Origin of the sequence: Caldichromatium japonicum (assembly GCF_011290485.1) — a bacterium.
Taxonomy (GTDB): Bacteria; Pseudomonadota; Gammaproteobacteria; order Chromatiales; family Chromatiaceae; genus Thermochromatium; species Thermochromatium japonicum.
The window spans coordinates 1,273,710-1,293,685 of sequence record NZ_CP048029.1; the positions used below are offsets into that span (position 1 = coordinate 1,273,710).

At 61.0% G+C, this 19,976-nt stretch carries 23 protein-coding genes; 12 read left to right on the plus strand and 11 right to left on the minus strand.

Annotated features, from left to right (window positions below; genetic code table 11):
• Nucleotides 1–122: 122 nt before the first annotated feature.
• A complete protein-coding gene (locus tag GWK36_RS06305) occupies nt 123–632 on the plus strand; it encodes a hypothetical protein (RefSeq protein ID WP_166270421.1) in 510 nt (169 codons plus the stop codon).
• On the opposite strand, the gene cydC is transcribed toward GWK36_RS06305, so the two are convergent.
• Together cydC and cydD are read right to left on the minus strand one after the other, a co-directional pair.
• Nucleotides 586–2,307: a thiol reductant ABC exporter subunit CydC gene (gene cydC / locus GWK36_RS06310; RefSeq protein WP_166270422.1), complete on the minus strand. Its 1,722-nt coding sequence runs from the start codon at nt 2,305–2,307 to the stop codon at nt 586–588. The genes GWK36_RS06305 and cydC overlap by 47 nt on opposite strands.
• Nucleotides 2,304–4,076: a thiol reductant ABC exporter subunit CydD gene (gene cydD / locus GWK36_RS06315; protein ID WP_166270423.1), complete on the minus strand. Its 1,773-nt coding sequence runs from the start codon at nt 4,074–4,076 to the stop codon at nt 2,304–2,306. The genes cydC and cydD overlap by 4 nt, the downstream gene beginning before the upstream one ends.
• 235 nt (nt 4,077–4,311) lie before the next feature.
• Here cydD and rpsP point away from each other — a divergent pair, with 235 nt between their 5' ends.
• From rpsP to sbcB, 5 genes are read left to right on the plus strand one after another with little or no spacing between them, the layout of a single operon-like run.
• Nucleotides 4,312–4,569 (plus strand): 30S ribosomal protein S16, encoded by a 258-nt coding sequence (gene rpsP / locus GWK36_RS06320; RefSeq protein WP_166270424.1) that lies wholly within the window; start codon nt 4,312–4,314, stop codon nt 4,567–4,569.
• A 27-nt stretch (nt 4,570–4,596) separates the two neighbouring features.
• Complete coding sequence (rimM, locus tag GWK36_RS06325) at nt 4,597–5,103, plus strand: ribosome maturation factor RimM (RefSeq protein WP_166270425.1); 507 nt, start codon at nt 4,597–4,599, stop codon at nt 5,101–5,103.
• A gap of 9 nt (nt 5,104–5,112) precedes the next feature.
• Nucleotides 5,113–5,892 (plus strand): tRNA (guanosine(37)-N1)-methyltransferase TrmD, encoded by a 780-nt coding sequence (gene trmD / locus GWK36_RS06330; RefSeq protein ID WP_166270426.1) that lies wholly within the window; start codon nt 5,113–5,115, stop codon nt 5,890–5,892.
• A complete protein-coding gene (gene rplS / locus GWK36_RS06335; RefSeq protein ID WP_166270427.1) occupies nt 5,889–6,242 on the plus strand; it encodes a 50S ribosomal protein L19 in 354 nt (117 codons plus the stop codon). The genes trmD and rplS overlap by 4 nt, the downstream gene beginning before the upstream one ends.
• 4 nt (nt 6,243–6,246) lie before the next feature.
• Nucleotides 6,247–7,782 carry an exodeoxyribonuclease I gene (gene sbcB / locus GWK36_RS06340; RefSeq protein WP_166270428.1) on the plus strand — a complete coding sequence of 512 codons (1,536 nt, stop codon included), beginning with the start codon at nt 6,247–6,249 and terminating at the stop codon, nt 7,780–7,782.
• Here the strand turns inward: sbcB and GWK36_RS06345 are convergent.
• From GWK36_RS06345 to GWK36_RS06360, 4 genes are all read right to left on the minus strand, one after another.
• The gene (locus GWK36_RS06345; RefSeq protein WP_166270429.1) at nt 7,741–8,664 is read right to left on the minus strand and encodes a GGDEF domain-containing protein; all 924 of its coding nucleotides are present in this window, start codon (nt 8,662–8,664) and stop codon (nt 7,741–7,743) included. The genes sbcB and GWK36_RS06345 overlap by 42 nt on opposite strands.
• Entirely contained in the window at nt 8,664–9,281 is a 618-nt protein-coding gene (locus GWK36_RS06350) for a chemotaxis protein CheX (RefSeq protein WP_246237737.1), read from the minus strand. Before GWK36_RS06350 ends, GWK36_RS06345 begins: the two co-directional genes overlap by 1 nt.
• Nucleotides 9,282–9,656, minus strand: coding sequence for a response regulator transcription factor (locus GWK36_RS06355; protein ID WP_166272503.1), 375 nt, complete (start codon nt 9,654–9,656; stop codon nt 9,282–9,284).
• A gap of 72 nt (nt 9,657–9,728) precedes the next feature.
• Nucleotides 9,729–12,239 carry an EAL domain-containing protein gene (locus GWK36_RS06360; RefSeq protein WP_166270430.1) on the minus strand — a complete coding sequence of 837 codons (2,511 nt, stop codon included), beginning with the start codon at nt 12,237–12,239 and terminating at the stop codon, nt 9,729–9,731.
• 216 nt (nt 12,240–12,455) lie between these two features.
• Between GWK36_RS06360 and GWK36_RS06365 the strand changes: the two genes are divergently transcribed.
• Nucleotides 12,456–13,163, plus strand: coding sequence for an IS5 family transposase (locus tag GWK36_RS06365; RefSeq protein ID WP_246237806.1), 708 nt, complete (start codon nt 12,456–12,458; stop codon nt 13,161–13,163).
• A 608-nt stretch (nt 13,164–13,771) separates the two neighbouring features.
• Here the strand turns inward: GWK36_RS06365 and GWK36_RS06370 are convergent.
• Nucleotides 13,772–15,118, minus strand: coding sequence for a DUF2130 domain-containing protein (locus GWK36_RS06370; protein WP_166270431.1), 1,347 nt, complete (start codon nt 15,116–15,118; stop codon nt 13,772–13,774).
• A gap of 180 nt (nt 15,119–15,298) precedes the next feature.
• Complete coding sequence (locus tag GWK36_RS15340; protein ID WP_166270433.1) at nt 15,299–15,544, minus strand: Wadjet anti-phage system protein JetD domain-containing protein; 246 nt, start codon at nt 15,542–15,544, stop codon at nt 15,299–15,301.
• A 9-nt stretch (nt 15,545–15,553) separates the two neighbouring features.
• Here GWK36_RS15340 and GWK36_RS14880 point away from each other — a divergent pair, with 9 nt between their 5' ends.
• Nucleotides 15,554–15,961, plus strand: coding sequence for a hypothetical protein (locus tag GWK36_RS14880; RefSeq protein ID WP_210756877.1), 408 nt, complete (start codon nt 15,554–15,556; stop codon nt 15,959–15,961).
• A gap of 129 nt (nt 15,962–16,090) precedes the next feature.
• Here the strand turns inward: GWK36_RS14880 and GWK36_RS06390 are convergent, their stop codons facing one another.
• Nucleotides 16,091–16,690, minus strand: coding sequence for an SCO family protein (locus GWK36_RS06390; protein ID WP_166270434.1), 600 nt, complete (start codon nt 16,688–16,690; stop codon nt 16,091–16,093).
• 62 nt (nt 16,691–16,752) lie between these two features.
• Here GWK36_RS06390 and GWK36_RS06395 point away from each other — a divergent pair, with 62 nt between their 5' ends.
• A complete protein-coding gene (locus tag GWK36_RS06395) occupies nt 16,753–16,923 on the plus strand; it encodes a hypothetical protein (RefSeq protein WP_166270435.1) in 171 nt (56 codons plus the stop codon).
• Between the two features lie 54 nt (nt 16,924–16,977).
• On the plus strand, nt 16,978–17,430 hold the full coding sequence (locus tag GWK36_RS06400; protein WP_166270436.1) for a sulfite exporter TauE/SafE family protein: 453 nt from the start codon (nt 16,978–16,980) through the stop codon (nt 17,428–17,430).
• Between the two features lie 27 nt (nt 17,431–17,457).
• On the opposite strand, the gene tnpA is transcribed toward GWK36_RS06400, so the two are convergent.
• A complete protein-coding gene (tnpA, locus tag GWK36_RS06405; protein ID WP_246237739.1) occupies nt 17,458–17,835 on the minus strand; it encodes an IS200/IS605 family transposase in 378 nt (125 codons plus the stop codon).
• On the opposite strand from tnpA, the gene GWK36_RS06410 reads away from it, so the two are divergent.
• The gene (locus tag GWK36_RS06410) at nt 17,821–18,975 is read left to right on the plus strand and encodes an RNA-guided endonuclease InsQ/TnpB family protein (RefSeq protein WP_166270437.1); all 1,155 of its coding nucleotides are present in this window, start codon (nt 17,821–17,823) and stop codon (nt 18,973–18,975) included. The two genes, tnpA and GWK36_RS06410, sit on opposite strands and share 15 nt — an antisense overlap.
• Nucleotides 18,976–19,139: 164 nt before the next feature.
• Nucleotides 19,140–19,283 carry a hypothetical protein gene (locus GWK36_RS06415; protein ID WP_210756878.1) on the plus strand — a complete coding sequence of 48 codons (144 nt, stop codon included), beginning with the start codon at nt 19,140–19,142 and terminating at the stop codon, nt 19,281–19,283.
• A 54-nt stretch (nt 19,284–19,337) separates the two neighbouring features.
• Here the strand turns inward: GWK36_RS06415 and GWK36_RS06420 are convergent, their stop codons facing one another.
• Entirely contained in the window at nt 19,338–19,928 is a 591-nt protein-coding gene (locus GWK36_RS06420; protein WP_166270438.1) for a hypothetical protein, read from the minus strand.
• Nucleotides 19,929–19,976 lie beyond the last annotated feature (48 nt).

Sequence of the window (19,976 nt, forward strand, 5' to 3'; positions counted from 1 at the left end):
CGTTGCCCTAGCCTCCATGGGCCTTAACCCGGCACAATAACGCCTGCTGGGATCTCCGGGACGCGCCTGCCCTGAGCCTTTCGGCTGCAGGCGCGCTGAGTCAGCGGGTGTGCGGGAGCGTCATGAAACGTAGATTGAATCCATTGCTGCTGATCGGTCTGACCGGTGTCTCGATCAGCGGCGCCTTGTTTGGGATGGACTATGGGCGGGCGATCGGGGGCGATCCAAACATCTGGTCGCCGAAGGAGCTGGCGCTTCCTTTAGAGCAGACGGCGGGCCATTTCCAGATCTTGTTCGATGGCGAGCCGCTCGCCGATCATCTGGCGCGCAACTCGCTCACCGCCCTGGGACCGGAGGGATTGGCCTATTTCGTGACGCCCGAGATGGTGCGGGTACGGCTGAACAACTGGCCTGAGATCCGGGGATCTCTGTTTCACGTTGCGGTCTATTCGGCCTTGGGTCTGGGGGCGAGCATTGCCTGTCTGATCATCGGTCTCATCGAGTCTTTACGTCCGCTAGGGGCGCGTCGGCAGATGGCCAACGCGCAGGCCGATCGCCCCGCGGCTCCGAGACAGACAGGTCTCTTCAAACCAGATCAGACGACAAGACCGTCTGCATGGCGGCGGGGATGACCGAGCGATCCCCGTAGGCGCTGACCCTGCCGCGATCGAGCACCAGGATCTTATCCGCCCAATCGAGACCCGCCGGGCGATGGGCGATGAGGAGCACAGTGCGTCCCGCCATCAACCGATCTAGTGCCTGCATCAGGTTGCGCTCAGTAGCGGCATCTAGACCTTCAGTCGGCTCATCCAGCAGCAGGATGGGTGCGTCCTTGAGCAGGGCGCGGGCGATGGCGACGCGCCGCGCCTGTCCCCCGGAGAGCTTGACCCCAGTCTCTCCCACCCAGGTGTCATAGCCCTCGGGAAGCGCTGCGATAAAATCATGGATCTGGGCAACGCGGCAGGCGGATTCGATCTGATCTTGGGTTGCATTGGGGTTGGCGATGAGCAGATTGTCGCGGATGTTGGCGGCAAAGAGGTGGGTATGCTGGCTGACCACGGCGATCGAACGGCGCAGATCATCGCCCTGGAACAGGCGGATGTCATCCCCCCCGATCGCGATGGTCCCGGCATCTGGCTCCCAGAATCGCAAGATCAGATGAAAAAGCGTGCTCTTGCCCGAGCCTGTGGGTCCTAGGATCGCCAGGCGCCCGCCCTCGGGTACCTCGAGATCGAGTCCGACGAGCGCAGGCTCGGTCGCACCTGGATAGGTGAAGCTCAGGCCCTGACAGCGGATATCGAAGCGCTTAGGCCGGGGGGAGGGGGTGGGTGGGTCGATCACCTCGGGTTTGGCATCGACGATGGCAAATAGCCGCCTGGCAGCGGCCAGCGTCCGCCCAAGTATCTGAAAGGCTGCAGGCAAGGGGGCCACTGCCTCGAAGCTGGCGATGATAAAGAGCGCAAGCAGGGCCAGGACAGGTGGCTCGATCTGCCCACCCTCGACCAGGGGGACCGCGATCCAGAGCATGACCCATAGGCTCAAGCCTGCGCACAGCCCAACCCCTGCCTGGGTCAGGGCCTGATCGCTGGCGAGACGCCCTTGGTCGGTGATCATCTGTCTGCTTAAACCATCGATCCGCTTTGCCTGACGCTCGGCGGCGCCATAGACGCTGAGCTCAGCGAGCCCCTGGAGGCCATCAACGACCGCAGCGCGCAGGGCTCCTTCGTCCTCGGCCAGCCGCTTGCCGGGGATGCGCCCGCGTCGCTCGGCCCAAATGGGGAGCCCTACACCCGCGACTCCCCAAAAGACCAGGGCGGAGAGGGCCAACAGCGGATGAAAGCTCGCCAAAAAGAAGCTGAAGAACAGCGTCGCCATGTTGGCCACTGCGACCGGCACCAGGACTCGCACATAGAGCCCATCCAGGGCATCGATGTCGGCGCGGATACGGCTTAAGAGATCCCCGCTGTGATAGCGTTGGAGGCGAGCTGGGGCCAGGGGTTCGAGGTGCTCATAGAACCAGACGCGAAGCCTGGCGATCAGGCGGAAGGTCGCCTCGTGATTGATCAGGCGCTCGCCGTAGCGCCCGGCAGTGCGGATGATGGCGCTCGCCCGGATCAGGGCCGCAGGAGTGAAATAGTTCATCGCCGTGCCCGTTGCTCCAGCCGCCGCCATTGCCGTCAAAAACCAGGCCGACGTACTCATCAGGGCAATATTGGCCAGGAGTGTGATCAGGGCCACCGAAATGCCGAGCAGCATCCAGCCGCGATAGGGGACAAACAAGGACCACAGGCGGCGAAGCGCGTTCATACTTGGCCTCCAGCATGGGCGGCGACGAGCCGCGCATACTGCCCATGCGCCGCGAGAAGCGATGTATGAGTGCCCTCCTCGACGACCCGCCCCTGATCGAGCACTAGGATACGGTCGGCGCGGCGCACTGTCTGCAACCGATGGGCGATGACGAGCAGGGTGCGTCCCTGCGCAAGTGCATCGATCCCCTCTTGCACCAGCCGCTCGCTGTCGGGGTCGAGGCTTGCGGTGGGTTCGTCCAGGATCACCAAGGGGGCATCGCGCAGAAACGCCCGCGCCAGGGCGATGCGTTGGATCTGACCGCCCGAGAGACCTGCCCCGCGCTCGCCGATCGGTGTGTCATAGCCTTGGGGCAGGGACTCGATAAACTCGGCGATGCGCGCCTGTTGGGCCGCGGCGCGTAATTCTTTCAGGTCGGCATCGGGCCGACCGAGCCGGATGTTGTCGGCGATGGTCCCCTGAAAGAGGTGCGGCTGCTGCGGGACCCAGGCCAGATGCCGGCGCCAATCCTCAAGATCCAGCTCAGAGAGCCTTTGGTCCCCGATCCAGATCTCACCCCGACTCGGGGCCAAAAAGCCGAGTAAAAGATTGACCACTGTGCTCTTGCCTGCGCCGCTGGGTCCGACGATGGCGACCCGCTGGCTTGCAGGGATATCAAAACTGACCTTGCAAAGCGCCTCGCGCCCGGGTGCATAGCTAAAATGCACCCCGGCAAACCGCACCCCGAAAGGGCAGGGTGCCTGAAGCTTCGCCTTGCCCAGATGCTCCGGCGGTTGTCTTTCCAGGATCTGGATCAGGTGTTCAGCGGCGGCGATCGCCCCGAGGCGGGCGTGATACTGGGTCCCCAGGTTGCGCAATGGGGCATAGAACTCGGGGGCGAGCATCAGGATAAACAGCCCCTGCAGATAACTCAGCTCAGGCAGTCGTATCCACTCAGGGAGCGGTAGGGCCAGGCCATAGAGCCGAAAGCCGATGAAGACTGCCACTAAGGCGATCCCGATACTGGCAAAGAGCTCGAGCACCGCAGAACTTAAAAAAGCGATGCGCAAGACCTGCATGGTAGCGCGGCGATAGTCGTCCGATATCTGGGCGATGAGGCCAACCTCGCGTTTGCTGGCGCCGAAGAGCTTGAGGGTTGTGAGCCCCTGGATGACGTCGAGAAAATGCGCCCCCATGCGTGCAAGCTGGCGCCATTGGCGCTGATTGCGCGCCTCGGCGCCCGTGCCGATCAGGATCATGAAGACTGGGATCAAAGGGGCGGTAAAGAGCAACACCAGACCCGACAGCCAATCGAGCGGCAGGACCGCGGTTAGGATCGCGAGCGGCAGGGTCATGACCAGGCCCATGGCGGGGATGAAGCGGGCGTAATACCCCTCCAGGTCATCGATCCCGCGGGTCAAGACCTCGGCGAGCGAGCCGCTGCGCTCGTCGGCGAGCATGGTGGGCCCGAGCCTGTGCAGATGCCGATAGACCTGATCGCGGAGGCTTAAGCGCACCGCGGCAGCGGCGGTGAAGGCCGCGCGCTCGGCCAGCCAGATCAAAAGCGCCCGCCCGAAAAAGAGCAAGAGGAGTCCCCACAGCCAGGGCTGGAGCGCCATCAAGCCCTGGTGCCCGAAGATGGTGGCATCGAGGATGTTCGCGATCGCCCAAGCCTGGGCGATCGCCAAGAGACCGTTGCAGGTATTGAGCCAGATACTCAAGGTAAGCGCCCGACTCGCCAGCGGGCGCTGCGCCTTGAGCCAGGCATTGATCGAAGGTGAGACCGCCACTGCTTGAGGCCGTTAGGATCGAGGACTGTGCATGACCCTTGAGGATACGGAAGTCAGGGCGCCTTGGGAATGCGCCTTGTCATGCACAGCGGTAGGCCAGTCTGGACAGATGGATCAGGGGTTGCATCTGGCGTGCCTTGCGCGATCAGGGCCGTTAGACTCTTCCATTCTAGGCTGATTCATGTATATTTGCGCGTTTAACCGCGGTCTTTCTATCCAGCCTAAAGCGATACACATGGTCAAGATTCGTTTGTCTCGCGGCGGTTCCAAGAAGAACCCCTTTTATCACATCGTTGTGGCCGATATCCGTTGCAAACGGGATGGACGTTACATCGAGCGTCTAGGCTTCTATAACCCCAATGCCCGCGGCGGCGAAGTGCCGCTGCGCCTCGACACCGAGCGCGCTCAACATTGGATTCAACAAGGCGCCCAGCCGACCGAACGTGTCAGACAATTGCTCAAGCAGGCGCGGCGCGAGGCGGCTACTGTCTAACCCTTGACCCTGAGGGGGCATGCCGCCGTGGCCGCTGCCACCAATCGGCGGGTGGTTCTGGGCCAGATCGTCGGTCTCTATGGTGTGCGAGGCTGGGTCAAGATCCATTCCGAGACCGAGCCGCGCGAGGGGATCCTCAACTATTCCCCCTGGCTCGTCGGTCCGCAGGGGGAGGTGCTGCGGGTGCTCGAAGGCCGACGCCAGGGCAAGGGTCTTGTCGCGCATCTCGATGGCTGTCACGATCGCGATCAAGCGGCGCATCTGGTGGGTCTGGAGATCGCCGTCTGGCGCGAGCAGTTGCCGCCGCCTGGTCCAGACGAATTTTATTGGACCGACCTCGAGGGCCTGAGCGTGATCACCGAGACAGGGGTCGATCTAGGGTGCGTCACCCGTCTCTTCGCGACCGGCGCCAACGATGTCCTGGTGGTTGCCGGCGAACGCGAGCGGCTGATCCCCTTTGTCTGGGACCAGGTGATCCTCGAGGTCGATTGCGCTCAGGGTCTCATCCGCGTCGATTGGGACCCCGAGTTCTGAGCGGATGCGATGCGCTTCGATGTCATCACCCTCTTTCCGGAGGTGTTCCGCATCCTCTCCGCCTATGGAGTGAGCGGTCGGGCGGTAGCCCGGGGCCTGGTCGAGATCCACCTGTGGAACCCGCGCGACTTTACCCAGGACCCGCATCGCACTGTCGATGACCGGCCCTATGGCGGTGGGCCGGGGATGGTGATGAAGGTCGAGCCCTTGCGTGCGGCCATTGCCGCAGTGCGCGCCGCTGCCCCTCATAGTCGGGTGGCCTATCTCTCACCCCAGGGCCGGCTGCTCGATCAGGCAGCTATGGTCGAGATCGCCCAACAGCCTGGCTGGGTCCTGCTGGCAGGCCGTTACGAGGGGGTCGATGAGCGGCTCATCGAGCATCATGTCGATGAGGAATGGTCGATCGGCGACTATGTCTTAAGCGGCGGTGAGCTGCCGGCGATGGTCGTCATGGACGCGGTGATTCGCCTGCTGCCCGGCGCACTCGGCCATGATCAATCGGCGCAGCTCGATTCATACATGGATGGCCTGTTGGATTGCCCGCATTACACCCGTCCGGAGGAGACCGCTGAGGGGCGCGTCCCCGAGGTCTTGCTCTCCGGCGATCATGCCGCTATCGCGCGCTGGCGGCTGCGGCAGGCGTTGTTGCGGACCTGGCAACGCCGACCGGATTTGATCAAGCGCCGCGGACTCAGCGAGCGTGAGCGCGCCTTGCTAGAAGCAGCACTCGAGGCATCGATCCAGGCCCATCCCGAGGAGGGGCCGGTTGAATACAGGAGCAAACCATGAGCAACATCATCCAGCAGCTCGAACGCGAACAGATCGAGCAATTGAACCGCGAGATCCCGGACTTCCGCCCAGGTGATACCGTGGTCGTTCAGGTCAAGGTACGTGAAGGCGACCGCGAACGCCTCCAGGCCTTCGAGGGAGTCGTGATCGCCATGCGTCGACGCAGTCTCAATTCGTCGTTTACCGTGCGCAAGATCTCGCATGGTGAGGGGGTCGAGCGCGTCTTCCCGCTCTATAGCCCGGCGATCGCCAGCATCGAGGTCAAACGCCGCGGCGATGTACGGCGCGCCAAGCTCTATTATCTGCGCGGTTTGACCGGGAAGGCGGCGCGGATCAAGGAAAAGATCTGACGGCTTGGGCGAGACCTTCTATTGGTTGGATTACGAGACTTGGGGGGGCGACCCGCTTCGCGATCGCCCCTTTCAGTTTGCCGGCCTGCGTACCGACGCCGAGTTCAATCCGCTCGGCGAACCCTTGGTCCTCTTCTGCCAGCCTAGCGCGGATCTCTTGCCTGATCCGGACGCCTGTCTGATCACTGGCCTAACGCCCCTGCACATCGCCGAACGGGGCATGCGAGAGGTCGAGTTCGCCCGCGCCATCCATGCCGAGTTGAGCCAGGCCGTAACCTGTATCGCCGGCTATAACAATCTGCGTTTTGATGACGAGATCACCCGTCATCTCTTTTATCGCAATTTCATCGATCCCTATGCCCATGAGTGGCGCGATGGCAACAAGCGCTTCGATCTGATCGATGTCTTGCGTCTCGCTCGGGCCCTACGACCAGAGGGCCTAAACTGGCCGCTTCACCCAGATGGGACGCCATCGTTCCGCCTGGACGAACTGACTGCCGCCAATGACATCTCCCATGAGAACGCTCATGACGCGCTTGCCGATGTCAAGGCAACCATTGCCCTCGCCCGCAGGTTGCGCGCAGCCCAACCGAGGCTGTTTGCCTATGCATTGGGTCTGCGCGACAAAAGACGGGTGCGCGCCTTGCTCGACCAGCGTCGGCCGCTTTTACATGCCTCAGCGCGCTTCCCAGCTGAACTTGGCTGTATCGCCCCGATCTTGCCACTTGCTCCACATCCGGCCAAGGCCAGTGCTGTGATCTGTTTCGATCTGCGCGCCGAGCCTTTGCAGTTACTCGACCTGACAGTCGATGAATTGCAGCGTCGTCTTTTTACGCCAACGGATCGAAGACCTCAGGGGGTGATACGTGTCCCCTTGAAGGTTGTGCATATCAATCGCGTCCCTATGCTTGCCCCCATGAACACCCTTACCCCGGTCGCCGCAGAGCGCTGGCGGATCGATCCCCAGCAGGTGATTCGGCATGCCTGTTGGATCGCTGAACGGGGTGAGGAGATTGCAGAACGGGTCCAGGCCCTGTTTCAGCCTTTGCCCGCGACCGACCTGGACCCGGAGCTGGCACTCTATAGCGGCGGTTTTATCCCCGATGCCGACCGCAGGCTGTGCGCTTGGGTACAGCGAGCCCATCCCGAGGACTTGCGCTCTCCCCCTGGTCGGTTTACCGATCCCCGCCTGTCGGTCCTCTTGCTGCGATACCGCGCCCGTAATTGGCCCGAAACCCTCAGCGAGACCGAGCGCGCCCAGTGGGAGGCCATCCGCCGCCGGCGTCTGATCGAGCCAGAGGGTGGAGGGAGTATCCAGCTCGACTGCTACCGCGCTCGCCTTTCTGAGCTTGCCCAGCAATATGCTGCTGATCCGGTCAAATGTGCGCTCATCGGTGCACTGCGCGCCTGGGGTGATGCACTACTGCCCGAGGGGACGACGGCGGACGCAGAGAAAAGCGATTGCGGGGCGGATACAAGGTTGCGGTCTGTTGATGCGCTAGCATGTTTGGGCCTTGCCGATGGCCGCGTCATACCATAGACAACGATTGCGTCCGGCATCCTTGGACGAGTAAAGCGCAATATCCGCTTGCGCGACCAGGGTATAACACAGGGTAGCCGGTGAAGGGGTCATGGCTGCAACCCCGATGCTGACCGTCACCTGCCCTAGGGGGGTATACGGATGAGGGAGCGCGAGCTGGGCAACTGCCAGGCGCAGGCGTTCGGCGATGGCGCATGCGCTTACCTGATCGGTATCAGGCAGCAGGGCTACGAACTCCTCCCCACCATAACGGGCGATCCGGTCGCCCTCGCGCAAACAGGCATCGCCTGCGGGATGGCCGAAGTGATCGTTATAGGATTTGAAGTGATCGACGTCGATCATGAGCAGGGCGAGCGGGCGCTGACGTTCCCTGGCTTGCTGGAATAGTTTGCTTAGATCCTGATCGAACCGCCGCCGGTTGCCGACCTTCGTCAAGGGGTCTTGATAGCTCGTCTCGATGAGCAGGCTGGACTGGTCGCGCAGACGCCGCTCACGGCGCCGAGGCGCGGTCATATCATGGATCTGGATCAGGCAGGCGCAGACCGGATGCTGAAGAGGAGTGATATAGATCAATTGCTGTATCTGCTCGCTGCGCTCCCGGTCCCCTGGTCGGCGATAGATCGGCAGCGGGGCGGGGTTGAGGGTTGGCGCCAACATCGATGACAGCCGAAACCGCAGGGCCTCGTCGATAGCCCATGCCAAACGCCCGTCTTGGATCTCGGGGAAGAGTTCGGTCAGCCGCTGGCCCTGAACCGCCGCAAACTCCAGACCGCTGTGCCGGCGCATCCAATCGTTCCAAGAGACCACGCGGCCTGCGCGATCGAGCAGGACCAATCCGACCTGCAGACTATCGAGGACCTGGCGAACGAGCTCTAGATCCATCAGGCGATACCTAAGCGGGTGAGATAGGTATCGAGATGGTTGCACAGCGCCTGGAACGAATCGATGCTCAGCAAAAGCACGAGCTGTCCCTGGATGCGCCTCTGGTCTATGACCAGTTGAATGCGTAGCAACAATACCAACCGCTCGTCGTCTTCAGCAAAGAGGCGCATCGCTTGGGTATCGCTGAAATAATGCTCCGGCAGGCTGCCGAAGAGAGTGATCCCAAATTCATCAGCGACTGCGCTCATGCAGGCATTGAGGATCACGTTGCCGATCTCGCACATGGCTTCTTGTTCGAACTCCGAGACCTCTTCCGGCGTCAGATCGGGCGCCAATAGGCTGCCGACAATGGCCAAGGCATTGCGTTCGGGAAAGATTAGGATGGCCTTGGCCATAAAGGACCCAGAAAAATCGATGGTGACTAGGCTGAATTCCTTGAAATCAGCCCCCAGCAGTGCCTGCATCACCTCGCAGGCGCGTACCAGATCGATGACTGGGGCCATCAATTGGATCTCATCCTGGACCATCTGGCTGAGGCTATGCGCCGCCCGGCCCACACCGAGGTTAAAAAGTTCGCAGAGCGCATCACGCTGAAGGTCACTCAATTCGCACACCATCTATTCCTCAAACAGGGCCACCATGTGCTCTGCGACCTCAGGGGTGATTGGCTTGGCGACAAAGCGCACGCCCGCCTTCTCAGCGGTCTGGCGCACATAGTTCTGTATATTGGCCGTACAGATGACAATGCGGATGGAGGGATGATGCAGCTTAAGGCGTCCGGCAACCTCGAGCCCGCTCATCCCGGTCATATTGACATCGAGGCTGATATAATCCGCTAACTCGCGCTCGACCATCGCAAGGGCCTCTTCGCCGCTCGCCGCCTCTGTGATCCGCCATTGTGGTCGAAGCTCTTCGATCAGCCGGCGCAACAGTATCCGCGACGTACGGCTATCATCGACGATCAACAGCGAGCGCTGGGGGGTGTGTACCATGGACACCTTTCCGATCTCGGGGTCTTGCAAGCCCAAAATCATAGCAAACGGCTTGCCGAAATCCTGGCTTGCCTAGGGCGCTGCTTGCCAATCTGCTAGGCGCATTTGGAGATCTGATACCTCCAATGGCGGGCTGAGCAGATATCCCTGGCCGTTGAGACAGCCCTCACAGATGAGGAAATTGTGCTGTACCTCGGTCTCGATCCCCTCCGCTAGGACCTCCAGGCACAGGTCCTGGGCAAGGGCGATCACCGCCCGGCTGATGGCGACGTCATTTGAATCGTATGGCAGACCGGTGACAAAGCTGCGGTCAATCTTGAGGGTGGTTAAAGGCACGCGTTTGAGCTGAATGAGCGAGGAATAACCGGTCCCGAAGTCATCGATGGCCACCTTGACCCCAAGCTCGCGCAGCCTGAACAGGACATCAATGGCCTGCTCAGGCGCACGCATCAGGGTCGCTTCCGTGATCTCGAGCTCGAGCTGATGGGCAGGCAAACCGCTCTCGCTGAGGATGCGTGCGATCGAGGCCACCAGGTCAGGGTGATCGAACTGCTTGGGCGAAAGATTAACGCTCATCAGGTTATCTCCCGCAAACAGGCCGTGTTCGAGCCAGTCTTTCATTTGGCGGCAGGCCTCCACGAGCACCCATTCGCCGATCCGAAGGATCAGATTTGATTCCTCGGCCAAAGGGATGAAGGTCGCCGGGGAGACCATACCCAGCTCTGGATGTTGCCAGCGGAGCAAGGCCTCGATCCCGCGCAGGCGCCTGCTTTGCAGGTTGAACTGCGGTTGATAATGCAGGCAGAATTCGCCCCTTTCGATAGCATAATAGAGGCCCGATTCGAGCGGGATGCGATCAAAGGCGCGGGCGGTGAGTTCCTGCGAATAATACTGAAAGCCGTTGCGCCCGCTCTCCTTGGCGCGATACATGGCGGCGTCGGCATTGCGCACCAGCTCCTCGGCTGTCGTCCCATGCTCAGGATAGAGGGCGATCCCGATGCTTGCCCCCACTAGGAGCTGATGGCCCTGGATCACAAAGGGTTGTTTGATCTCATGGAGGATCTTGGCCGCAACGATTGCCGCGTCCTCGGCCTGGTGGATGTCGGTCAAGATGACAATGAACTCATCGCCACCCAGCCGTGCGAGGGTATCATCCTCACGAAAGAGCTGTTGCAGACGTTCGGCGACCGCAAACAGTAGCTGGTCGCCATAGCTGTGATCAAAGCTGTCGTTGATCTGTTTGAAACGATCGAGATCGATGAAGAGCACCGCAAAGCGCCGGCCATGCCGGTGACTCGCATGGATGGTCTGATTGAGCCGGTCGTTAAAGAGCAGACGATTGGGAAGCCTGGTCAAGGGGTCGTGATGGGCTAGATGGATATAGCTCTGTTCGCGAGCACGCAGGGTATTGAGGAGGGCTATGTGCTCGCTGATGTTGCGCCAGACCTCGATGATGGCGCAGACCTCACCGTTCTCCCCGAGCAAAGGATTGAAGACGACCTCGTAGTGGACCTCGGCGCCATGCGGGGTCCAATAACTGCGGGTCAGCTTGAGCCGCTGGGAGGGGTTCTTGTGCGCTGCCTGCACCGGGCATTCATGTTCGCTGGCGTTGCACAAGCGTTCATGTCTCCGAGCCAGAGCAAAGCGCATCGCACAGTGCCAGCGGTCTTCATTGGCCGCCACCTTTTCTGTTTCAATGAAGAATCGGCGCGCCGCCTGGTTTGCCCGCAACAGCTGGCAATCGGCACTGATAACCAAAATAGGATCATCAATGCTGTCGATCACTGCTTGCAAGAAGCGCCGTTCCTCGCGTAAGGACTCCTCGGTCTGTTTACGCTCGGTGATATCTCGTCCGAGCACGACAAGCCCCTTGCGCCGACCATCCGGCTCAAAGAGCGGGACCTTGGTCACGTCATAGACCTTGACCGAGCCATCGGGTCGCCGGATCACCTCCTCCCCGCGCGAGAGGCCGTTTGCCTGCCAGGCGCGCTCGTCGCTCGCCTCGCAGCACAAAAAGGCATCGCGGTAACAGGGATGGGTCTCGGTGGCGAGCTCGCAGTCGGTCTTGCCGCGATAATCGACCCCCGTGAGACAAAAGAGCTCGAGGTCGGCAGTATTGGCCTCGAGCCACCGCCCCTCGCGATCTTTGAAACAGATGATATCTGGGCTGGAATTGATCAGGGTGCGCAGGCGCTCTTCGCTCGCTTGCAGGGACTCCTCTGCCTGTCTGCGGGCACTGATATCCTGGGCAAAGCCGCAGACCAAGGGGCCATTGAGTCCCTCGATGAGAAAGGCGTTGACCTCGACGGGGTAGAGGCTGCCGTCGCGCCGCCGGTGGAATGACTCGATGCGGCTATGATTGCCATTATTTTTCTGCAGGAACTCGATGAATGCCCGCCAGGCGGCCATTGAGTAACGGGTGTCGATATCCCAGATGTTCAACCCGATGATCTCTTGGCAGCTATAACCCAGCGCCTTGACGGCTGCAGCATTGACCTGGATGATCCGCCCATCAAGGTCCAGCCAATAGACCTCAACCGGTGTATATTCGAGGGCGACACGTGCTATATCATCGGGGAACATCGATGCGATCCCTTGTAGATCACTCTAGGTCCTCTTCTCAATCGTGCGCATAGTGCTATGTCATATGCAAGCGAGGTTGCATAAATCGTTCACAGTCACTGACATGGCGAGGGGCTGTTCACAGTGGGTGAAGTCTGGTCATATCCTGACTTTTGCGCAGGAGTCAGGATGGAGCGGAAGATGTTATGAGATGAGCGGTGGGCACGCATTGAGCAGCTGTTACCGGGGAAGAAGAGCGATCCGGGTTGCACAGCGAGGGACAACCGGCGCGTTGTCGAAGCCGTGCTCTGGATCATGCGCACCGGCTGTCTGTGGCGCGATTTGCCAGCCGAGCTGGGCCACTGGCACCGGACATATGTGCCGGACATATGTGCGTTTCTCGCGCTGGCGCGAGAAAGGTGTTTGGGAGCGCGTGGCCGCCGCACTGCAAGGCGATGCCGACATGGAGCATCTGTTCATCGACTCGACCATCGTGCGCACCCACTCACATTCTGCTGGCGCCCCAAAAAAGCGGGCCAACAGGAAATCGGTCGCTTGCGGGGCGGGTTGACGACCAAACTGCACGTTGCGGTGGATGCCTTGGGCAATCCGCTGCGCGTCATTCTCTCGGCAGGGCAGGTCGCCGACATCGAGCAGGCCGCGGCGTTGATCCAGGACCAACCGACCGAGTGCGTCATTGCCGACAAGGGTTACGACTCGGATGCCCTTGTCGAAACGGTGACCGCACAGGGCAGCCAGGCGGTCATCCCCCCACGCTCCAACCGACTCAATCCGCGCTCGTTCAACCGGCATCTCTACAAAAACCGCAATCTGATCAAGCGCTTCTTCTGTCGCATCCAGCAATTCAGACGCATCGCCACGCGCTACGACAAGCTCGCCTCGTCTTCCCTGTCGTTCGTTTATCTGGCTTGCACCATCGCCTGATTGACTTGATTGAGAATACACTCTAGCAACCTCGCATGTCCGGGCACCAGGCCGAATGACCGCGCCGTTTTGCATCGCTAGGAGGTTATTTTATATATTGATAAGAGACACATGCTTTTGAAATTGAGTGAGCTGTCCAGATGTCGTGGGCATGGAAAGACGAGACATGAGATTGCTGTCGTTTACCGATTCGGCGCGCCTATGAGCAAAGCCCGCCGGCGGGCAAGACGTGGCTTGAGGAGACCTACCCGGACATTGCCCGGCGCGCCAAGGGCGATCTGAAGAAGGCGACCGTCAGCCACCTGCGCCGCCTTCTCAATTCCCCCCAACGCATCATGCGCTACTTTGCGCTACTTCCAGCATCCCAAGCTCCATGATGCCGCGTAATATAAATTCATTGGTTTCGGATCAATAACACCGAATCATCGGTGACATGGGCCCGCGGATGGATCAAAGGAATAAACGCCGTAGTCTTGATTGGATGCCACTCATAGATCGAACCGATGAGATCTCTGATCACTGCGCCCCACATCTTTTTCCTCCTTACATGCGTATTGATCAACCTAGGCGGATCAAGCCTGCTGCCATGCTGAGATACCCGCCGTCGCTTAAGGTCCGAGCAGTCCAGCGATCCCCTCGAGGCTCAGGGCTGCGATCTCGGGAAGGCCCCCGCCGAGCAGACCGCGCAGCTCGCCGTATATGCCGACAGTATTGAAGATTGCCCGTTCGACCTGTTTCTCCCGCTCCTTCCAGAGCTTTTCCATTGCCCGCCGTTCGCGATTGAGTTGATCCTGGAGGGCGGTCAATGACTCGACGATCGCCGCAACCCGCTGGCGGAAGGCATCGCTTGCGAGATAGTCATAGACCGCTGCCATCTTTTCCTGCCTGCCTTCAGCTGCTGCCTGGGCGAAGGCGACCTGGATGAGCTGCTCGCGTAAGGCCACGGCCAAAGCGGGCCAGGTACGGCGGCTAGCTACCCAGACCCCATCGATCAGCCCGAACTCATAGACGCCATCAGGCAAGACAGTCGAGACCAGGACCGCGAGATTGCCCCCAGCGGCCCGCAGATCGTCCTTGAGCTTGGGGATCCAGGTGATCGACCAATGCTTGGTGTTCTTGGTCTCCCAGACGATGCGCCCGCAGACCTGACCGCGGTGGTTCTTGACCGTCTGGATGAGGTCGGCGCCTGCGACCCCCTTGGGCACAGGTGCGACCTCATCGAGGGGGAAGCGCTGAGCCAAGGCCGCCTGGATGTCGAGCTCCAGGACTTCGCCCTGGAGCTCTTGGCTGCCTTGTTCGCTTTTGCGTTGCAGGTCAGCGATGACGCGGCGCAGGTCCTCGAGCTGTTTGTCTTTTTCCTTCAGTTTCAAGTCTTGCTCAGCGGTCAGCATCTGACGCACATGGGTCTCCCAGTCGGCGCGCTGCGCTGCGACCTGACGGGCGACCTCAAGATCGAGCATTTGGGCGCGCGCTTCTAGGGCTGCGGCCTGTTGTCTAAGCGCAAGCTCGGACTGTTGGGCGCGTTCGCGCGTCTCCCGTTCAGCGGCAAGCCTGGCCTCGAGCGCTTGGCGTTCGCGCTCGGCTGACGCGCGTACCCGCTGCTCGGCCTGGGCGATGAGCACCTGTTGATGCTCCCTAAACTCGCAACGCAGGCGTTCCTCGGTCTCGAGGCGGGCGCGCTCGATCTCCTGCTGGCGCGCCTGTTCAAGCTCAAGCGCCTTCTGCTGCAAGGCGAGCGTCCGCGCCTCGGACTCGGCGATCCTTGCCTGGTATTCGGCCAGCAGGCGTTCGAGGGTCTGCAGTTTGGCCTGGGCGCGCTGCTCAGCCTCGCGGACAGTGGCTTGGATGCGCGCCTGCTGTTCGGCCTCGAGACTAGCGCGCACCTGGGCGCTGAGCCCCTCATTCAGGGTAAAGCTGTGTTCGCAACGCGGGCAGGTGATAGAGAGTTCGGTCATCGAGCGTCCTCGCACGGTCGAGATCTGGGTTGAGCCGGGCAAGCTGGAGCAAGGGCCCCGCCCTGGACCGTCCTGATGGCCTCGACCAGCCAGCCATAACCGATCCGCTCCTGTTGCGGATGCAGACGAGGGGCAGCCGATCTTGACATAGGTCAACATAGAGCTCGGACTCTGCCGGCGTCAAGCAGGCCAGATCGTGGCGGACGGGGGCGTACTCCTTGGTCCGATGGGCGCGATGGGCGAGCAGAGTGGAGCGATCCATCCATCAGCAAGGAGACCACCTTGGGGGAAATGATTGCGCAGCCCGTCGAGGATGGCAAAGCCGTGGGTATCCAGATCGCCCCAGTAATAGAGCTGGCAGGCATTGAGCCAAGGGCCCTGGGCCAGCGCCTCCCACCCATAGCCGGTGTCGATGATCTTCTGCATCTTCTCGAATTGCTCCAGCGTCCCCACCCTGATCCCTTGGCGGTCAATGGCCCCGGCTACGAACCGCGCCTCGACCGGGGTGTCAATAAACAGCAGTCTGCTGGGCTCTGCAACCCCGAAAAGTTCCCTACCTTTCAGGACCCCTTTGCCGGCAGCGCGCTGCCACTGGAGGCGCAGCGCTTGTGGCTTGAGGCCTATGCCAGCGACCTCAACCCCGTGGCGATCACCATTAGCAAGGCCATGATCGAAATCCCGTGGCGCTTTGCCGTCCGCCCGCCGGTGTCGCTGGGAACGCAGGCGCCCTTGGGAACACCGGTCTCTGGCCGGCTAGCGAGCGGGAGGGACGCTCGCGTTCCCGATACCAAGGCCCTATATCCTCTACGAGCGCAAGCTCAGGCCGAAGACGCGCGCGCCTAAAATGAGCTGATCACCGCTGCACCGGGCTGCCCTCAATGCTCGAAAGCCCCTGCCAGCCATGCAGGACTGGTCTTCAGCAGCGGCTCGAGCTGTTTCCCAAGCGACCACGCAATCATCCGGGACATGACACTAAGGTACGTGCCCGCCCATCAGTGACCTGAGATCTTGAGCCAAGGCCGCGCCGTCCTGGGCAACAGGCAGGATGGCAATCAGGCGTCTATCTGGGGCGATGACCAATAGATCAGGGCGATCGGCCATTGCAAGGCCTAGGGCATTGCGCAGGGTAGAGATCATCTCCGGCTCACCAGACAGGAGATGCAGGGCAGGGGACAGACGTGCGAAGTCGCGCGCCAGCTCCAGGCGTTCGGTGCCTTGTACCAGGACCAATTGCAGTGCAGTGAGCAACTTGGGCTGATCGGCGAGGCGATTGCGCGTCTCGATCAGGCGCTGCACCGCACGCTGACCCAACTCGCCTGCGAGATCGCCAAAGGCCAAAAGGGTCCAATGCCCCTCCAAGGACGCGCGATCGAATCTGACGCCAAAAGGATCGCGCAGCGCAAAATCAGGCAACTCGAGCGGTGGATCAAGCCGCACCCCCTGGATGGCTGGCGGGCCTTGGCGCGCCATCTGGACCTGATTGCCCCATTGATAGCCGACAACAAACAGCAACATTGCCAGGAGCGCCAAGGCCAGGCGCACGAGGGGCGGATGACGGTTGGGGAAAAACATGCAGTCTGAACCTGGATTAAGCTGGTAAGGCAATAGATTGGATTGATGACAAGGGTCACATCATGCGCGCAGCGGCCTTGATCCTGGCGCAGTTCTATCTCAACCACCGGTGGCGTTTCAAGCTCTTGGGTTTGGGTGTAGCAGGGGTGGCGGCATTGTTGCTGATCCAGGTCCTGTTGCGCGAGGTCAGTTGGCTGGACCTACCTGCTGGTTGGCTCGATGAAGGCCTGTAGCTGGCAATCTTTTGTGCGGCCCTGGCCTGCGAATATCTGGATTCGAGCCTGGGGATGGGCTATGGGACGACACTCACGCCCTTGCTGTTGCTAATCGGCCTTGACCCGCTCAATATCGTCCCTGCCGTGCTCCTCTCCGAGCTGATGACCGGTCTGGCCGCCGGTATCATGCATCATCGGGATGGCAACATCGATCTCATCGGTGATCCACAGGCGCGATACACCCTATGGCTCCTGGCGGCCTTGAGCACATTGGGTGCAGCGAGCGCCGCCCTGGTCGCGATCCGGCTCCCAGGCCCCTGGCTGACCCTGACGATCGCAGTCATCATCTTGGCCATGGGCGCAATCACCCTGCTTACCGCCCGTCGCCGGATCTGCTACCGGGTCGAGGGGATCTTGGCGCTTGGCCTGGTCGCTGCCTTCAACAAGGGCTTAAGCGGCGGGGGCTATGGCCCCTTGGTGACCCGGTGCACGGCAAGCCCCGTCGTTGAGGGCGGGGAAGGATAGCGCGGACGGCGCAGCCGTCCTTTGGTTTCAGTGTGGTTTCTGCTGCTGTTCGATATATTGGCGCACGATGGAAATTGGTGCGCCGCCACAACTTGAGGCGAAGTAGGACGGCGACCACAGCACGCCCTTCCAGTAGCGCCGTTGGAGATCGGGCCGCTCTTGGCGCAGCAGGCGGCTGGATGCGCCTTTGAGGCTATTCACGAGGCTGGAGACGGCAACCTTGGGCGGGTACTCTACCAACAGGTGGACATGATCGTCCTCGCCGTCCATCTTGATCAGTTGTGCTTCAAAATCCGTGCAGACGTTGGTGAAGATCGTTCGCGGTTGTGCGATGGCATCGCCGTTGAACACATTGCGGCGATGGTCATCGACCAAGAGACTGATTGAGCTATGCAACGGCTTCAAGCCTTCAAATTTGAGTTGAAGCCCAACGGCGATCAGGCGCGCGACCTGCGCCGCTTCGCGGGGTCGTGCCGCTTCGTCTACAACCGGGCGCTGGCGTTGCAACAGGAGCGGTATGCGACCGGCGAAAAGAAGCTTGGCTATTTTGGACTGAGCAAGCTACTTACCGAGTGGCGCAACAGCACGGAGACGGCGTGGCTGGCTGATGTCCCGGTTCATCCCTTGCAGCAGTCTCTCAAGGATCTGGACCAGGCCTACGCCAACTTTTTCGCCAAGCGCGCGGACGCGCCGCGCTTCAAGAAGAAAGGGCAATCCGACAGTTTCCGTTACTCCGATTCGGAAAAAATCAAACTCGACCAGGCCAACAGCCGTATCTTCCTGCCGAAACTTGGCTGGCTGAGGTATCGCAACAGCCGTGAGGTGCTTGGCGTGGTGAAGAACGTCACCGTGAGCCAGTCCGGCGGCAAGTGGTTCGTGAGTATCCAGACCGAGCGCGAGGTAGAGCGGCCCATCCCGCAGGGTGGCGCAGTTGGCATCGACATGGGCATTGTCCGCTTCGCCACCTTGAGCGACGGGACGGTCTACGCCCCGCTCAATAGTTTCAAGCGGCATGAGACGCGCTTGCGCAAGGCGCAACAGGCGCTCTCCCGCAAGGTGAAATTCAGCAACAACTGGAAGAAGGCGAAAGCCAGAGTCCAGCGCATTCATTCCCGCATCCGTAATGCCCGCCGCGACTTCCTACATAAGACCTCGACCGCGATCAGCAAAAACCACGCGATGGTGTGTATCGAGGACTTGCAGGTAGGGAACATGACCAAGTCGGCGGCTGGGACAATCGCACAGCCGGGCAGAAACGTTCGGGGCAAGTCTGGCCTAAACAAGTCCATTCTCGACCAGGGCTGGTTTGAGTTTCGCCGGCAACTGGACTACAAGCTGGCATGGCGGGGTGGCTGGCTCATTGCCGTGCCGCCGCAGAACACAAGCCGCACCTGCCCGTGCTGCGGCCATGTGTCGGCGGACAACCGCCAGACGCAAGATCGGTTCGAGTGCGTGGAATGCGGCTTTAAGGAAAACGCCGATGTGGTCGGCGCGATCAATGTGCTAAGGGCGGGACACGGCAGACGCTTCTGTCGGGATGTGTGATGAGCATGTCAGCCCGGATGGCCTGTGGATCGAGCCGCGCTGGCGGCCGGAAGCAGGAACCCACCGGAGCGACTTAGGCGTGGCTCAATGCTGCGCCTAAGCGCAGTAGGAATTTCCGGCCTCAGGCCGGGGAGGATGTCAACTCTGGTCAGGTGGTCTCGGGCGTGCCGGCGCGTCAGGCAGTGGCCATCACCTCAGTTGCTGAGTCAGTGCCCTGTTTGGTCGGACTGATTGCCTATCTGGTTTGGGGACGGGGGATCGACTGGGCGCTCAGTCTGCCGCTGGTGACGGGGGCGCTGATGGGTTAAGGAAAGGTTTGAAAGGCGCGACACCTCCCTGTGTCGCAGGGTCAATCCTGGGTTTCAGGAACCACGACGGGCAGCGACCGAACCGCGGGTGCTTAAGAGGAGGAAGGCGGCGATCAGGAAGGCGATGACCGCAACCAGGCTGACCATGGTCACGGGCTTGTTGGCCGGATCAACCACCTTGAAGGGCGCGCCGATCTTGACCAGGATGGCCGAATGCTTGGGATCGGCCAGCAGATAGCCGCAAAAGCCGAGGAAGGCGCCATAGAAGACCATCTTGGCATCCAGATAAAGGCCAACCAAAAAGGCGACCATGGCGGTCATCATGATCAGGGTCACCGCTGCCTTTTGCCCGCCGAGCGCCGAATCAACGCCCATCTTGTGGAGCAGGTCCAGGACCCAGATGAAGGCGCCCCAGATGATGACCTGTTTGATGAGATAGAACAGGCGGGAGTCGCCGCGCGCATAGGCATTGCCCCAGGCGGTGATCAAGGAGATCACGCCGATCACGGGGACAAAATAGCCCCAGTATAGGGCGATCCCCGTCGCGCCCTCGCGGGTCAGGACAAAGAGCGCTACTGTACCGGCATAGAGCACCATCAAGGGAAATAGAGCGGAGAGCAATGAGCCTTGTGATTTTGCAGACATCGCGATAACCCTCCTGAAAGATTTGGGTTGCGGGTTGATTGGGCTGTC

Excerpts from the sequence above, each read along its gene's own strand:
- GWK36_RS06305 (WP_166270421.1), top strand. The coding sequence starts at position 123 with ATGAAACGTAGATTGAATCCATTGCTGCTGATCGGTCTGACCGGTGTC.
- cydC (WP_166270422.1), bottom strand. The coding sequence starts at position 2,307 with ATGAACGCGCTTCGCCGCCTGTGGTCCTTGTTTGTCCCCTATCGCGGC.
- rpsP (WP_166270424.1), top strand. The coding sequence starts at position 4,312 with ATGGTCAAGATTCGTTTGTCTCGCGGCGGTTCCAAGAAGAACCCCTTT.
- trmD (WP_166270426.1), top strand. The coding sequence starts at position 5,113 with ATGCGCTTCGATGTCATCACCCTCTTTCCGGAGGTGTTCCGCATCCTC.
- rplS (WP_166270427.1), top strand. The coding sequence starts at position 5,889 with ATGAGCAACATCATCCAGCAGCTCGAACGCGAACAGATCGAGCAATTG.
- GWK36_RS06345 (WP_166270429.1), bottom strand. The coding sequence starts at position 8,664 with ATGGATCTAGAGCTCGTTCGCCAGGTCCTCGATAGTCTGCAGGTCGGA.
- GWK36_RS06350 (WP_246237737.1), bottom strand. The coding sequence starts at position 9,281 with ATGGTGTGCGAATTGAGTGACCTTCAGCGTGATGCGCTCTGCGAACTT.
- GWK36_RS06355 (WP_166272503.1), bottom strand. The coding sequence starts at position 9,656 with ATGGTACACACCCCCCAGCGCTCGCTGTTGATCGTCGATGATAGCCGT.
- GWK36_RS06360 (WP_166270430.1), bottom strand. The coding sequence starts at position 12,239 with ATGTTCCCCGATGATATAGCACGTGTCGCCCTCGAATATACACCGGTT.
- GWK36_RS06370 (WP_166270431.1), bottom strand. The coding sequence starts at position 15,118 with ATGACCGAACTCTCTATCACCTGCCCGCGTTGCGAACACAGCTTTACC.
- GWK36_RS15340 (WP_166270433.1), bottom strand. The coding sequence starts at position 15,544 with ATGCAGAAGATCATCGACACCGGCTATGGGTGGGAGGCGCTGGCCCAG.
- GWK36_RS06390 (WP_166270434.1), bottom strand. The coding sequence starts at position 16,690 with ATGTTTTTCCCCAACCGTCATCCGCCCCTCGTGCGCCTGGCCTTGGCG.
- GWK36_RS06395 (WP_166270435.1), top strand. The coding sequence starts at position 16,753 with ATGCGCGCAGCGGCCTTGATCCTGGCGCAGTTCTATCTCAACCACCGG.
- GWK36_RS06400 (WP_166270436.1), top strand. The coding sequence starts at position 16,978 with ATGGGCTATGGGACGACACTCACGCCCTTGCTGTTGCTAATCGGCCTT.
- GWK36_RS06410 (WP_166270437.1), top strand. The coding sequence starts at position 17,821 with ATGCAACGGCTTCAAGCCTTCAAATTTGAGTTGAAGCCCAACGGCGAT.
- GWK36_RS06420 (WP_166270438.1), bottom strand. The coding sequence starts at position 19,928 with ATGTCTGCAAAATCACAAGGCTCATTGCTCTCCGCTCTATTTCCCTTG.